Source organism: Streptomyces sp. NPDC104371, assembly GCF_055583785.1.
Window position 1 is genome coordinate 75,232 of sequence record NZ_JBVJNF010000014.1, and the last position, 12,967, is coordinate 88,198.

At 68.9% G+C, this 12,967-nt stretch carries 15 protein-coding genes; 5 read left to right on the top strand and 10 right to left on the bottom strand.

Annotation, left to right across the window (positions count from 1 at the left end; translation table 11 throughout):
* Window positions 1-112: 112 nt before the first annotated feature.
* The 3 genes from ACZ60T_RS31585 to ACZ60T_RS31595 are packed head-to-tail and all read left to right on the top strand — an operon-like array spanning window position 113 to window position 1,633.
* On the top strand, window positions 113-535 hold the full coding sequence (locus ACZ60T_RS31585) for a hypothetical protein (protein ID WP_469669095.1): 423 nt from the start codon (window positions 113-115) through the stop codon (window positions 533-535).
* Window positions 536-551: 16 nt separating this feature from the next.
* On the top strand, window positions 552-749 hold the full coding sequence (locus ACZ60T_RS31590; protein ID WP_469669089.1) for an RNA polymerase sigma factor: 198 nt from the start codon (window positions 552-554) through the stop codon (window positions 747-749).
* Window positions 749-1,633 carry a hypothetical protein gene (locus ACZ60T_RS31595; protein WP_469669050.1) on the top strand — a complete coding sequence of 295 codons (885 nt, stop codon included), beginning with the start codon at window positions 749-751 and terminating at the stop codon, window positions 1,631-1,633. Before ACZ60T_RS31590 ends, ACZ60T_RS31595 begins: the two co-directional genes overlap by 1 nt.
* A 328-nt stretch (window positions 1,634-1,961) precedes the next feature.
* Here ACZ60T_RS31595 and ACZ60T_RS31600 read toward each other — a convergent pair whose 3' ends face one another.
* The 8 genes from ACZ60T_RS31600 to ACZ60T_RS31635 all read right to left on the bottom strand — a co-directional run bounded on the left by ACZ60T_RS31600 (window position 1,962) and on the right by ACZ60T_RS31635 (window position 7,840).
* Window positions 1,962-2,342: a hypothetical protein gene (locus ACZ60T_RS31600; protein ID WP_469669051.1), complete on the bottom strand. Its 381-nt coding sequence runs from the start codon at window positions 2,340-2,342 to the stop codon at window positions 1,962-1,964.
* Window positions 2,343-2,492: 150 nt separating this feature from the next.
* On the bottom strand, window positions 2,493-2,819 hold the full coding sequence (locus ACZ60T_RS31605) for a PIN domain-containing protein (RefSeq protein ID WP_469669052.1): 327 nt from the start codon (window positions 2,817-2,819) through the stop codon (window positions 2,493-2,495).
* 157 nt (window positions 2,820-2,976) lie between these two features.
* The gene (locus tag ACZ60T_RS31610; RefSeq protein WP_469669053.1) at window positions 2,977-4,218 is read right to left on the bottom strand and encodes an MFS transporter; all 1,242 of its coding nucleotides are present in this window, start codon (window positions 4,216-4,218) and stop codon (window positions 2,977-2,979) included.
* Window positions 4,215-5,084 (bottom strand): class I SAM-dependent methyltransferase, encoded by an 870-nt coding sequence (locus tag ACZ60T_RS31615; protein WP_469669055.1) that lies wholly within the window; start codon window positions 5,082-5,084, stop codon window positions 4,215-4,217. The genes ACZ60T_RS31610 and ACZ60T_RS31615 overlap by 4 nt, the downstream gene beginning before the upstream one ends.
* Window positions 5,077-6,144 carry a hypothetical protein gene (locus ACZ60T_RS31620; RefSeq protein ID WP_469669056.1) on the bottom strand — a complete coding sequence of 356 codons (1,068 nt, stop codon included), beginning with the start codon at window positions 6,142-6,144 and terminating at the stop codon, window positions 5,077-5,079. Before ACZ60T_RS31620 ends, ACZ60T_RS31615 begins: the two co-directional genes overlap by 8 nt.
* Before the next feature lie 73 nt (window positions 6,145-6,217).
* Window positions 6,218-6,364 carry a hypothetical protein gene (locus ACZ60T_RS31625; protein WP_469669058.1) on the bottom strand — a complete coding sequence of 49 codons (147 nt, stop codon included), beginning with the start codon at window positions 6,362-6,364 and terminating at the stop codon, window positions 6,218-6,220.
* Window positions 6,365-6,443: 79 nt separating this feature from the next.
* The gene (locus tag ACZ60T_RS31630) at window positions 6,444-6,746 is read right to left on the bottom strand and encodes a hypothetical protein (RefSeq protein WP_469669059.1); all 303 of its coding nucleotides are present in this window, start codon (window positions 6,744-6,746) and stop codon (window positions 6,444-6,446) included.
* The gene (locus ACZ60T_RS31635; RefSeq protein ID WP_469669061.1) at window positions 6,743-7,840 is read right to left on the bottom strand and encodes a hypothetical protein; all 1,098 of its coding nucleotides are present in this window, start codon (window positions 7,838-7,840) and stop codon (window positions 6,743-6,745) included. Before ACZ60T_RS31635 ends, ACZ60T_RS31630 begins: the two co-directional genes overlap by 4 nt.
* 281 nt (window positions 7,841-8,121) lie before the next feature.
* On the opposite strand from ACZ60T_RS31635, the gene ACZ60T_RS31640 reads away from it, so the two are divergent.
* Together ACZ60T_RS31640 and ACZ60T_RS31645 are read left to right on the top strand one after the other, a co-directional pair.
* Window positions 8,122-8,921, top strand: a protein-coding gene (locus tag ACZ60T_RS31640; protein WP_469669090.1) for an IS5 family transposase whose coding sequence is annotated in 2 segments (ribosomal slippage) — window positions 8,122-8,457 and window positions 8,460-8,921 — 798 coding nt in all. Because the reading frame shifts where the segments join, the coding sequence is not laid out codon by codon here.
* 1,173 nt (window positions 8,922-10,094) lie between these two features.
* Entirely contained in the window at window positions 10,095-10,784 is a 690-nt protein-coding gene (locus ACZ60T_RS31645) for an ArsR/SmtB family transcription factor (RefSeq protein ID WP_469669062.1), read from the top strand.
* A gap of 873 nt (window positions 10,785-11,657) precedes the next feature.
* Here ACZ60T_RS31645 and cas2e read toward each other — a convergent pair.
* Together cas2e and cas1e are read right to left on the bottom strand one after the other, a co-directional pair.
* Complete coding sequence (gene cas2e / locus ACZ60T_RS31650) at window positions 11,658-11,969, bottom strand: type I-E CRISPR-associated endoribonuclease Cas2e (RefSeq protein WP_469669063.1); 312 nt, start codon at window positions 11,967-11,969, stop codon at window positions 11,658-11,660.
* Between the two features lie 28 nt (window positions 11,970-11,997).
* Window positions 11,998-12,915 carry a type I-E CRISPR-associated endonuclease Cas1e gene (gene cas1e, locus ACZ60T_RS31655; RefSeq protein ID WP_469669064.1) on the bottom strand — a complete coding sequence of 306 codons (918 nt, stop codon included), beginning with the start codon at window positions 12,913-12,915 and terminating at the stop codon, window positions 11,998-12,000.
* Window positions 12,916-12,967: the final 52 nt, after the last annotated feature.

The following is a 12,967-nucleotide window of genomic DNA, read 5'->3' on the forward strand; positions in this document are numbered from 1 at the left end:
CGGCGGGGTGCCACTGACGGACAGGATGGTGATGTCGAGTTCGCCGAGCTGCAGTGCGCGCGAGGTCGCGGGACCCGCCGGGGCGAGTGCTCAGCCGGACGACGATCCGCGGATGAGCACGCCGAAGGTGGCCCAGAACTCTCGGCAGATCGACGGAACCGACCGAGGCCATCGTGCCGACGCGCAGCAACCCCCGCGGTCCGCCGCGCGTTTGGTCCACGGCGTCCAGCGCCCGCTGCGCACTGGCCAATGTCTCGCGCGCATCGGTCAGCCTCACCTCCCGCGCCGTCCGGTGGAGGATGCGCACGTGCGCAATCTTCACGACGCCGAAGACGCCGTCATGAATGCCCTACTGACCATGCACCGCAAGATCGAACGCATCCGCGCGGCCGCGAACCCGATGGGACTCGCGATCAAGATCGCTGCAGGACTCGATCACCGACTACTCCCGCCGGAACATCCGGCTCGCCGACAACGAGCACCTGGTGCCCGAAGTGCCCGCCAGTTCGCACCTGATGGAACTGGGCCGCTGTGACCAGCTAGACAGGGCGATGGAGGCGCTGGAGATCCTCTCGCCCCTGCAGGCCCAGTGCGTGCAGTTGCACGACGTGGCCCAACTGCCCTACGCAGAGGTCGCAGAGATCACTGGCATCACCAAAGGCGCAGCGAGAACGAACGCGTACCGCGGGCGTAAACAGCTGATGGAGCTCATGCTCACTGAACCTGCTAAGGAGAGAGGGGACTCCTGATGCCGAAAGACCTCCTGAACCAACAGACCGGGACCGTCCGCAAGAAGGCCGCTCACCACTTTGAAGAGGCTGAGGACGGCCCGGACGAGCCCGCTGGACCGGACCAGTCCCCGGGCGCAGCGGGAACGGAGGATGCGGCGGAACTGCTGGCCCGCCAGGCCGAGGCAATCCGCGCCCAAGTCCTGTCCCACAGCACCGAGGACTTCATGCAGCGCCTCGCGGCACGGATTGCATCCGAGGCCAGGCGGCCCGCACGGGTGCAGTACGCGTCCGCAGGTCCGGCCGCCGACGCAGACCCTCTGCACACAGAGGAGAGCGCAGAGATCACCCAGCTGGCGCCGCCGACCGCCGGGCCGTCCTCACGGACAGCCCGGCCGGACGGACGGCCTCACCTCCGGCTCCGGTCCCGCCGGCCCCGCCCAACCCCCATCAACGCCTTCGATCTGAAAGCCAGCCAGCACGTCGCCTTCAGCTACGTGACCGAGCTGTGCAACACCGTCCTGCGCTCCGCGGAGATCGACACCCTCGACGCCTTCGCAGCCGACTACGACGAGGCCGGCGCCCGAACCTTCGGATGCCTGCTCTACAGCCTCGACAAACGCGAGTCCGCAACCTACTGGTGGCGCTTCGCCGCCGGCGCCGGCGACGCGCTCGCCGCACATCTCCTTGCCGCCCACCACGCGGCCACCGGCCCCAACACCGACTCCCGCGCATGGCGCGCCTTCTCCAGAATGCTCGGCTTCCGGCGGGACCGGCACGTACCCCAGCCGGTCCGGCACCGCACCGAACTCGCACCGAACTTCGCCCGTGAGATCCCTGTGCGGAAGGAAGCCCGTATCTTCCTGCGCTACCCGCGACTACCTGCGGGGCTCATGACCCGGTAACCCGCCCTCACCGTCCGACAATCCGGCGTCGCCCGGCCGACAAGCCGTCCGACGCCCAGGAGGCATGTCCGTGAACAACATCATCGAAAACGTCGTCGCCGGTGTCATCGTGGCCGCGATTGCCTGGGGAGCCGCGCGAGTCTGGAGCCGCTGGCATCGCAAGGAGCACACGGATTAGCCCGGCTGCCAAGCCCATGAGCGAGGGGGCGGCTGTGGTGGGTGCTCACCACCGCCACCCGAACTCGGCAGCGACGTAGGGGCCTTGACCGATCTCACGATGCTGACCGGCGAATCGGCCTAACGCCCGCCTGCCTTCAGGCTACCGAGGTCACCGGTAGCAGTCCGGTACCGGGTCGGTCTCGCTGGAGATCGCGGTGTCCTTCATGAAGCCGAGCCGGCCGTTGTCCGCCTTGGTCATCAGCCAGCGCGTCGGGTGCGGGCCACCGACCCAGGCCTGGCCGTCCTCCTTGCACCAGAACCAGCTCGGGTTGGAATACATGTATCCGACGATCGTGCTGGGGTCCGGGTACGAGTGATTGTTGCCGATCATGCCGTACACCGGCGCGCCCGACACGTTGTTGCAGTACCAGCGGATCCCGCCATCGTTCGTCCAGCAGCCGGGTGCCGCGGTGGCGGACGACGCCGCTACGGCACCCATCCCCACGGTCAGCGCCGCCGTCGCCAGCACCGCTCCGAGCTTCCTGCGCATACGCATGTGTCTCCCTCCCGCCACTCATCGGTCGACACACCGATCGTGGTGAGCTTTTGGAACGCCGGGGGAGACGCGATCCGGCCGACTTCAAAGGCAGGCACTTCTCCGGGGCGACGCCCCTTGCGCCGACCCAGGCCTGGCCGAAGGTCAGGTCGGGTTCAGTGGAGTAACGCCAGTGCCCGCGTACAGCTCAGGTTCCAGCGACAGGACGGTGAGTGGCTCCCCCGCCTTCACCGCCTGCCAGGCGATCGCCGTCGCGTGCGCTGCGGTGAACGGCACGTTCTCCGCGAACCGAAGGGACGCCGCGTGCTTGCCCGCACCGGCGACCTGCTGCTCGGCGGCCAGCATGGACAGCGAGGGAATGATCACCCGGCCAGTGCCGCGTGAGGCCTCGATGTAGAGGCCGGTGAAGAAGGGATCCGCACGGACCAGGGCGGCCAGAGCGGTGTGGTCCAGGACGGCCGTCAGATTCATGCGGCGGCGGTGCCCTGATGGGCGCGGATCTTCGCCCAGGCCTCCTGGCCGGCCCGCTGGACCTGCTCCGTGTACTCGACGCCGAGCTCACGGGCAGCCTCAACAGCCCGCTGCTTCCGTCACGGTCGATGGCCGGCTTGTCGGCCCGGGTCCCCCGTCAGTCGGGCGCCTCGCGGTGCGTCGTTCGCGGGCCCGCCGCCGCGTTCACGCCCGTGTCCGAGCCCGCATGCGTACGGGACGGGTGAAGGCGGTGGTAGGCGTACAGGGCCGCCAGGAGCGTCCCGGCGCCGGACAGCAGGATCAGGGTGCGCGCCCCAAGCAGCACACCGGGGGTGCCGAGGAGGTAGCCGGTGGTGACACACGTGTTGGCCAGAACTCGGTAGCACGCCCAGGTGACTCCGTGGTCGGACGCGGGGACGTGACGGTGCACCAGGGTCCGTATGCTGGCGTTGTGGGCGCCGTTGCCGAGGCCTCCGGCCAGGAACGCCACGGCGATCGCGCCGGTCAGCGGGATCAGGCCCTCCGTCAGCAGCGCGGCGCCCATGAGCACGGCACCACCGCCGACGAGCAGGTTCTCCCTGCCGCCGAGGCGGTTCCAGCCCGCGAGCAGCGCCCCGGGGACGGAGCCGACGGCCCAGGCGGAGAGCAGCAGTCCGTACGCGCTGTCGCTGGCCGTGACCTCGCGGAGGTAGAAGACGCCAGCGACGCCTTCCACAGCCGTCGCCAGGATCGTCGCCGCGAGGACCGGCAGCAGGGGGCCGGTCACGCCGTTCCGGCGCAGGAGCCGGAAGCCGCGCCGGGTCGGCTTGCGCAGCGGCTGCTCCGTAGAGTGCTGGGCGGAACGGGCTGGTGCCACGAACGCCACGGCGCCCGCGACCGCCAGAAACGACAGGGCGTCGACGGCGAGGATCCAGCCGGTCCCCAGCGCCGTGTGGACGGCTCCGCCGAAGCCCGGTCCGACGAGCGCGGCGGACGATGTCGCCGTCGTCATCCAGCTGTTCGCCTTGGCGATGCGGTCGGCACGCGAGATGTCTGGCAACAGCGCGAAGCAGGCGGCACCGGTCGCGACCGCGAGGACACCGGAGAGCGCCAGCAAGGCGACGCGCAGGTGGAACCCGCCGGCCGCCGCGGCGCACCCGAACAGCGCCGCCTGCGCGAGGGAGCCTCCGAGCCACACCCTGCGCGTGTCGTACCGGTCCACGAGCGCGCCAACGGCCGGGGCGAGGAACACCGAGGGCAGCAGCTCGGCAAGGAAGACCTCAGTGACGCGCCAGGTCTGTCCGCCGCGTGCCGCGTCGAGGACCAGGCCCAGCGAGGCCGCCGCGTCACCGGTGGTCGAGACGAACGTGGTGACGACCACGGCGAGCATGGCCGCCGTGCCCTGCCGTCGCCCCGTCACGTCCGCGGTTCCGCGTGGGGCGGCCGGTGCATGCTGCGCAGGAGCAGCGCGTCGCACGGCCATCCCTCGGCGCCGCCGTCGTCCACCACGGCCAAGTCCTGCGCCAGGAGCTCGAACCCGCGGGCGCCCGCCTCGGCGACCACTTCGCTCGTGGTCCACACCCGTTCCCGCACCAGGCCGAGGACGCCGGGGAACCGCTCGTCGTCGTACTGGATGAAGTAGTTCTGACGCAGGTCGCGGTCGTGCTCCGGCCGGAAGTCAATACCGCGCCAGATGAGACGGCGCCGACCGCTGTCGTCGCTGAACGGCACCGCGTCCATGGCCCGGCCGAGCACGCGGAAGAGGTCGGGCACGTGGTCCTGGTAGACCAGAAGCGCGGCGTGCCCGCCGGGCCGGAGCACGCGGTGCAGGAAGTCGAGGAGCCTGGCGAGCTGCTCGCGGGTGCGGAAGCTGTTGACGGTGACGCTGCCCATTACGGCCAAGTCCGCCTCCGCCGCGGTCTCTTCCGGCGCGGTGACGTCCACGTGCCGGAAGCTCACGCCCGTCTCGCCCGCGAAGCGTCCCTCGAAGCTCTTTCGCGCCGAGGCGGAGGTGTCGAGCCCGAGGTGGCGGCTGCCGATGCCGTGCCGGCGCAGGTGCCACAGGATGCGCCCGTCGCTGCAGCCGACGTCCACCACAGTGTGCGGGGCAACGCGTGAGGCGAGCCGGGCGAGCGCCGGGACGTCCCACTCCTGCGGCCAGGCCGCCTCGCGCGAGTACGCGAAGAAGTCCGCGCCGTAGTAGCTGAGCAGAGGTATGTCCGGGAACTGCCGCTGGATGGCGAGGAAGGGGCCGAAGAGGGGGTCATCGCCCCAGAGGTCAGACACCGAACGCCTTCAGCTGCGCGCGGGCGTCCGCGTCGTGGGTGGTGTCGAGGCCGATACCGAGGTCGGCCAGGTCCGTCGCGTGCCATTCGAAGACGGACACCAGCCACCGGACCATGGCCCGTCCGTCGAGGTCAAGCGCCGGGTCCAGCGCGCCACTGGCCGCGACGAGCCAGAAGAACCGGGCCCTGCCCCAGTACTCGGTGAGGCGCTCCTCCGCCGTGGGGTGGGCGAAGCGCGTGCGACGGAGCGCGATGAAGAAGGCCGTGAGGTGGGTGTAGACGTGCAGGGTGGAGAGGATGCGCAGGCAGTCCATCACCCTGCGGCGGCCCTCGACGGGGCTCCAGGGGATCGTGAACAGGGGGCCCTGGAGGAAGTCGAAGCCGGGCCGCACTACGCGCCGGGTCGCGATGAGGTCGTACAGCTTCTGGTGGCACGCCTCGTGGAACACGGCGTCCGCGGTGGCGACGACGTCGTCGAGGACGCGGGTGCTCAGGACCGACACCCGGGGGGCGGGCACGATGAACGCGGATTCGATGGTGTTGCTGTCGACGAGCAGAGCGCCCGAGACACTGGCCAGAGCCGATCGCGCCAGGCCGCCCGTGGTGTCGGCGAGCAGCTCGATGCCCGCGCGGATCCGGGCGGCATGCTCCGCCGTGGCGTCCGCGAAGGTGACCGCGTGCGGGAGGTCCTGGGCGACGTTGTCGAGCAGCCGCCGGCCTGCGGGGCTGCCTGACCAGCCAGCGGCCACCGCGTAGCCGTCGCTGACGGGGAGGCAGAAGCTGGCGCCCAACGGCTCCTTGAGGAGCGTGGAGGCATCGGACAGGGCGGCGGCGGCGGTCGCTGCGTCCGCGTGGACCAAGAGCGCCTTGGAGGCCCGGTCCATGGCCCACCGGCGGACACTGGCGCCGATCATGTCGTCGGACGCCACCAGGTGCACGCCGGTGGTGTGCGCGAGCATCTCGGCGAGCCCGACGTGGAAGGTGGCGAGGTCCCTGCCGAGCCCGTCGGCGTCGCCGAAGGGCCCGCTCTGCAGCACGGCGATGGATTCCTGCTCAGTCACTTCTCGTCCTTGTCCCTCATAGGGCCGGTGTGCGGGCGGGCGGCGTGCAGGCGCCGCCCGCCCGCATTTGGTGTCAGATCATGCGGGGGTACTGCGCCTGCGCCTGGATGTCCGGTACGACGACGGCAGACACGGGCTGCGTGTCCGCCGTCGCGTCGATCTCGGCGAGCAGGCCGTCGAACTCCTGCTCGTAGCCGGATGTCTCGTGCGTGATCTCCATGATGGTCACCTCCTTCCTCATCGTCGGAATCGCGGGAGCCCCGGACGCGGGGCCAGCCGGCCGGAGAGCCCGGTCGGAGTCAGGGGGCGGTGTGCTCGACGAGGCGTCCGAGTCCCGCCGTACGGAGCGACGCGACGGCGTCGTCGAACACCCGGTCACTGGTGCCGGCATCCGTGCCGCGACGGGCCATCAGGCCGCGGAACCGCTCGCGGAGGGACTCCTCCGGAGCGGGCTCCGTTTGGGCCAGACGGATGACGAGGACGGTGACCGCGTCGAGGATCACGACCGTGGGCGGCTCCTGGCTGAACAGGAAGTACCGGCCTTTAACGGACATCGGCTTGATGCGGATGCCAGCGGGCGACGAGGTGTGTGCGGTGGTCATGCGGAGACCAGATCCTCTCGGTTCCATGTTCCGGTGGGGTAGGGGGCCAGGGTCAGTCCGTCGGCGGCGCCGACGGCCGGTGCCGGACCGAGCACGTCCTCGGCCAGCCAGTCCCGCAGCCGCACCCCGTCGGGGCCCAGGTGCTCGGCGATTTCCGGGAACCGCAGCGCTCGTGCGAGATAGGCACCGCGCTCGTAGTTGGTGGTAAGGCGCCTCCGTGCCTCCGCGTGGTGTTCCCGGTGCGCGGCGGAGGCCAGTACCGCCACGTGCAGCGCGGTCAGGTGCGCGTACACGTGCAGCGTCGACAGGAGCCGGTTGACCGCGAACCGGCGCCGCTCGCCCATGGCCAGCGACCAGGGCAGCAGGACGCGGGGGCCAGCGGTGTCGCTCTGGCCGGGCCGGACCAGCCTGCGGACCAGCCGCAGCAGCGTGTACTTCTCGTGCAGCGACTCGTGCAGCAGGCACTCCCCCACGACGAGCGGGCTATGCGCGCGCAGCAGCCCGTCCGACAGGAAGACGCTCTCCGGCACCTGCGTCAGATACATGCTGGGAATCTCGCCGCGCAGCACGCACAGGACGCGGACAAGCGGCAGCGTATGAGCGGTGGTCCGCGGCAGCGCCTTTTCAAGCAGCGCGACCCCGGCGACGACGGCACCTCCGTCGCGGTGGTCCGGTGCGTGTCCGTCGATGCTGCCCGCGTACCCGCTGAAGTCCATCACCTGGCGCGTGACCCGGAGGAGAACTCCGGTACGGGCGTGGCCCCAGTCCCGGACGAACCAAGCCCGGTGCCCGCGCGCCCACGGCGCCGGGGAGGTCGGATCCGTGGCCGCCCCCTCGACGCCGTCCCCTTCCACCGGGGACAGGGACGCGAAGGACACGTTGGCACCCGCGCGGTCACGCTCGGCGCGCTCGGCGATGCGGTGGAGCGCCTCGATCCCGGACGCGGGCCGTTCCACGGGTACGGTCCTGCGCAGGGACCAGCTCTGGCCGGCGACCAGTGTGTCGCGGTCCGCCGCGAGGAGGTCGCCGTCGCCGAACGGCCCGCTCGACAGCGCGGTGTCCAGCCGGGCGGCGATGCCGGAGGAGGACGTCATGACAATGCCCCTTCTTTCGAGTCGCTCAGGGCCGCCATCCGGTAGCCGAACGAGAGGAGCGTGACGCGCTCCCTCTCGCTCAGCTCGGTGCGGCCGTGCCGGGTGCGGACCGAGTGGAGGACAACCTCGCCGGGCGAGGCCCTGGGGAGGTACAGGCCGCCGCTGGCGCCGCCGCCCGGACCGCGCACTCCTCGTCCAGGCCGAACGTGTTCCTTCGTCCGAGCTGCCGGTGAGTTACAGGTCATCTCATTTGGCTGGGTAGGCTGTTGGTCGTGGTGGGGATTGTTGAGCGGCTTGTGCCGGATGAGTTGTGGGAGCTGTTCCAGCGGGTGGTGCCGGAGGCGCCGTCGCGGCCTCAGGGTGGCGGCCGGCGTCGCCATGGTGACCGTGAGGTGCTGGCCGCGATCGTGTTCGTGTCCACGTCGGGCTGCACGTGGCAGCAGCTGCCCTCGGCGTCGTTCGGGCCGTCCGGTGCAACGGCCCACCGTCGGTTCACCGAGTGGACGAAGGCGCGGGTGTGGGCCAAGCTTCACCGCCTGGTCCTCGACGAACTCGGTGCCCGCGGCGAGCTGGACTGGTCCCGTTGCGCGATCGACTCGGTGAACATGCGGGCCCTGAAAAGGGGGACCTGACAGGTCCGAATCCTGTTGACCGGGGCAAGTACGGCTCGAAGATCCATCTGATCACCGAGCGGACGGGTCTGCCCCTGTCCGTCGGCATCTCCGGCGCCAACGTCCACGACAGCCAGGCCCTGATCCCGCTCGTGAAGGGCATACCACCGATCCGGTCCCGTCGAGGCCCTCGTCGGCGCAAGCCGGGCAAGCTCCACGCCGACAAGGGCTATGACTATCGCCACCTGCGGAAATGGCTGTCGCAGCGGGGCATCCGGCCCCGCATCGCCCGCAGAGGCGTCGAGGCTTCACAGCGACTCGGCCGACACCGCTGGACCATTGAACGGACCATGGCCTGGCTCGCCGGCTGCCGCCGACTCCACCGCCGCTACGAACGCAAAGCCGACCACTTCCTCGCTTTCACGAGCATCGCCTGCACCCTCATCTGCTACCGCAGACTCGCCAATTGAGATGACTTCAAGGGCTGTCCGTAATCCCTGGCGGATCAGCGTGCGGCGTCAGATGCGGTGCATCGCAAGGCGGAGGGACGTCCGCATACTGGATGTATGCGGACGTTCCGACAACGCGGCGAGGTGCCGTAGCTGTCGTCGCACGCCCGCCAGGGATTACGGGACAGCCCTTAGGACTCCGGGGTCATCAGGGGATGACGTACGACTTACTGACGTAGTTCTCGTAGGCGCCTGCTGCACCCTTCGACCGCCAGACGTCGACGGCAACGCGGTGACCACTAGGGGGGACCGAGAGGGACTTATGGGCACAGCTACCGCCGGCGCCACCTGTGTCCTCGACCTGTCCCAATGTGGCGCCAGTAGTGAGGTTGCGAACCCTGATAACCGCGCGTCGGTTATCGCCGAGTGTGTCGCAAGCTTCGGTGTAGCCGTCGTCGTACCAGTAGAACCCGTCTGCTCCGGTAGTGGTGACGTAGTAGCAGGCGGCTGCGTACGCGGTTCCAGACAGACTCGACGCGAGCGCCAGTGCCGCGATTGCCGTACCCGCCGTCGATAGGATTCGGCGAACTCTCATTCGTTTCTCCCGTTGTAGGAGCGGTAGCTGGGCTGAAGCTTCAGACTCCGAGCCCAATGGCTTGAACCTTTCCGGGCGGTGACAGCCCATGAGTAAGGCACAGGGGTGCACGAGAGTTAGGCCGAATTCGCTCCACAGATCATTGGCCAACCACTTCCCGTGCTTCACCTGGTCTTGGACACATCATCTTTGGCCGAGCGTGATCTCGACAAAGACCGTCGGTTGTAGCCGAATGTCCCTGGTCAGTACGCACCACGCGCAAGAATTCGGACATTAGGGGCTTTATGTTGCGAATCCACTTCACTTCGCAAGACCTGGCACGGGTGACGCTCGGCTGCAACAACTCACTCCCAGTGAGTGAGGCCGTGATGAGTCTCCAAACGCTCCGTCGTGGCTCGAGCCCACAGCTCTCCGCGTGGCGCCACCTCGTCAGAAAGCGACTGCCTCCCCGAGCGTCGCTGCTCGGCTCCCTGGTGCCGGCCTCCGGCTGGGTCCCAGACTTCCTCACTCCAGGACCCGACCAGGCGTCCCCCGCCACAGGGGCATTCGACGCCATACGAGCTACGCCGCGAAGACGTCTCGCAGCTGAACTGCGCCAGATGTCGAACCACCACCGCCTGCCCGCCTGGGCACAGCTACTGGCCGACGGAGACCGCGAGGCATTGGACGCGGTGTCCGACACACTGGCCGCCTACTACGACGTCGCGGTGACCCCGTTCATCGATCGCATGCGGGCCGTACTGGACGCAGACCGAGCCTGGCGGGTGCACACCATGACACGTCTCGGCGTCGGCACGGTACTGGCTGACCTGCACCCACAGGTGCGCTGGAAGGATCCCGTGCTGGAACTCCCCGGCCCGCCCGGACAAGGCCAGGTCGACTTCCACCTGGAGGGACGAGGACTCCTCCTGTCCTCCCACATCTTCTGCGGCTCTCGCCCCCGGGCACTGCTCAACGAGGTCGGCACGCCCATTCTCGTATACGCGCCCGTCTGGAATCTGCAGAGCGACAGCCTCGTCGTCGAACGACGGGATACCCAGCAACGTGCATCATCAGCCCTGGCGACCCTGCTCGGCCGCACCCGCGCGGCCGTTCTGGAGGCCCTGGCATCCCCTGCCGGCCACAGCACCAAACAGCTCGCCGAAAGCCTTGCTATCTCTCCTGCCTCAGCCTCGGAACATGTCACCGCCCTGCGAGCCGCCGGGCTGGTCACCAGCCTCCGACAGGCCAACACGGTGCGACACACCACCACCGCCTTGGGGGCCAACCTCATCTCGACCGCAGCGTAGGTCAGTTCTCCCACCCACAGGCTGGTTGTGGGCCATGGCGGAGAACCGGTGATGCGGAGACGGCCAGCCTGCGGTAATCAGCCGCTCCCCCGACACGCCGATGGCGAAGTCGGCGAAGGCGGCAACAGTGCCTCGGGGACGTGAGTCTCCACGAGGTGGCTGTTACCGCCGCAGTGAATGGCCGACCGAGTGGCTTCCTGAAGGAATGCCAGAACGGCGTCTGTTCCGTCCTGGGCGGCTGATCAGGTCCAGGCTCAGCTTGCAGCACCCGTGGCAGCCGGTCAGGGTCAGGAGCAGGTGTCGAGCATGGACGACAGGATGCTGGGCCGGACATGTCCTGATCACTGCACAATCCTGTCCGAGATCAAGCCGCGCTTCTTCGCTTGCGGCCATCCGAGGTAGAGCGCGCCTCGCCGCAGCCACACCGCCGACGTGGTGTCGCCAGGGCCGGACGCGGGACTCGCCGCCGATGAAGAGGCGACACCCCAACGCGGGCCAGGGCAGCGCCAACGCTGCAGCGGCATCAAGGCCGACGGCCAGGTGGGCCCCGAAACCTGGAACTACGCTCGACACCTCCATGTCCGGCGGCGGCCACTGACGCCCCCTCAGGAACCGGGCCTCGCCTCTCAACAGTCGCACCCCACGGCTCACCTCCGCTCGCGCAGAGAAGACAGTTACCTGATCGTCAGCCACGCCACCCCCGACGGCTCACCTCCGCTCGCGCAGAGAAGACGCCATGTCTGGGGTCGTGTGGTGATCCTGGCACGGCTCACCTCCGCTCGCGCAGAGAAGACAGGTCAGGGATCAGTTCCTCTACCGGCTGTGTCGGCTCACCTCCGCTCGCGCAGAGAAGACTCTTCCTGACCTGCATCGTTAGGGGAGGTTTGCTGGTTCTTTACTGTCTCTCGCGAAGGACATGAGGGTCAGCCCGTCGAAGTCGACCGGTGTTCGGCGTTGGGCTCCAGCGGTGCGTAGTTCGAAGCCCTGCTCGTTGTTGCTGGGGTAGGCCAGTACGGCGGTGCCGTTGTCGGCGCAGGCAGTGACTGATTCCCAGAGTTCATCGCGGACTCGGGCTGAGACTGTGCCGATGTACAGCTCGGGTGTGACTTCCAGGAGCCAGCGGGTGAGGGCGCCTCGCAGGTGGTCGGGGACAGCGGAGGCGGACAGGATGATCATTGACGCCATGGCGGCTGTACCTCTGGTCGGGGACCGTTCATGATGCGGCTCCGTGGTTGGCGCCGCCGGGGAGAGGCCCGGCTACCGGGTCCCAGAGGTCGACCAGTTGCTCCTCAGGGTCGGGGGCTTCTCTGTTCCCGTCGGGGTCGAGGAGCTGCTGGATGTCGTGAACGATGCGCGGCAGGAGACGGAACAGGCGTAGCCCGTCACGGAAGGAGCGGCGGGCTTCTGCTTCGGGGTTGGTGGAGGCGTGGAGGGAAAAGGCCAGGGGGATGGCGAGTTCGGCTTTGTAGAGGTCGGCGATGTCGTAGACGAGGGCTTGCTGGTTACCGCTGTGGACGAAGCCGAGTGCGGGAGAGCAGCCGAGGGCAAGGATCGCGGCATGGACGATGCCGTACAGGCAGGTGTTGGCTGAGGACAATGCGAGGTTGACCGGGTCCTGGTTGTGCCATTGTGCGGGATCGTAGGCGCGTCGGAAGCGGCCGATTTTGTACTGCTGAGCGAGGATCCGGTATTGGGCTTTGACGCGTTGGCCTTCCATGCCACGCAGTTGCTCCAGCGTGGTGCCGGGCGGGACCGTTCCGGTGCCGAAGCGTCTTTCGTACATAGCGGTGGCCACCGCAACACGGAGGTCGTCGTCGGCCCAGGAGCGGACTTGGCGTTCGAGCCAGGTGGTACTCAGGGAGTCCGGCTGGGCTCCGGCGTAGCAGCGGACGCCGCCGGAGCCGGTGACGAGAACCGTGGTGCCGTGGCGGGCAAGGGTGGCCAGGGCTCGCGCCGTGATGGAAGTCCCCGGGCCGAGAAGGACGCAGCTGAGCGCGGCGGTGGGCAAGTACACCGTTTCCCTGCCGTGTCGCTCGCTGGTCACTTCGGCACAGACTCCGGTGTCGTCCTGGAGGACGCGGACGACGTCGAGGTAGAGGAAGGACAGGGAGTCAGCGATGCGGGGCAGCATGGCGACAGTGGGGGCCGCCAGCCTTCGGCGCGCCTCGGTGCCGGACGGGGCT

Coding starts and splice junctions, on each gene's coding strand:
- ACZ60T_RS31600 (WP_469669051.1), bottom strand. CDS start 2,342: ATGCGCAGGAAGCTCGGAGCGGTGCTGGCGACGGCGGCGCTGACCGTG.
- ACZ60T_RS31645 (WP_469669062.1), top strand. CDS start 10,095: ATGTCGAACCACCACCGCCTGCCCGCCTGGGCACAGCTACTGGCCGAC.
- ACZ60T_RS31595 (WP_469669050.1), top strand. CDS start 749: ATGCCGAAAGACCTCCTGAACCAACAGACCGGGACCGTCCGCAAGAAG.
- ACZ60T_RS31585 (WP_469669095.1), top strand. CDS start 113: ATGAGCACGCCGAAGGTGGCCCAGAACTCTCGGCAGATCGACGGAACC.
- ACZ60T_RS31635 (WP_469669061.1), bottom strand. CDS start 7,840: ATGACGTCCTCCTCCGGCATCGCCGCCCGGCTGGACACCGCGCTGTCG.
- cas2e (WP_469669063.1), bottom strand. CDS start 11,969: ATGGCGTCAATGATCATCCTGTCCGCCTCCGCTGTCCCCGACCACCTG.
- cas1e (WP_469669064.1), bottom strand. CDS start 12,915: ATGCTGCCCCGCATCGCTGACTCCCTGTCCTTCCTCTACCTCGACGTC.
- ACZ60T_RS31590 (WP_469669089.1), top strand. CDS start 552: ATGGAGGCGCTGGAGATCCTCTCGCCCCTGCAGGCCCAGTGCGTGCAG.
- ACZ60T_RS31630 (WP_469669059.1), bottom strand. CDS start 6,746: ATGACCACCGCACACACCTCGTCGCCCGCTGGCATCCGCATCAAGCCG.
- ACZ60T_RS31625 (WP_469669058.1), bottom strand. CDS start 6,364: ATGGAGATCACGCACGAGACATCCGGCTACGAGCAGGAGTTCGACGGC.
- ACZ60T_RS31605 (WP_469669052.1), bottom strand. CDS start 2,819: ATGAATCTGACGGCCGTCCTGGACCACACCGCTCTGGCCGCCCTGGTC.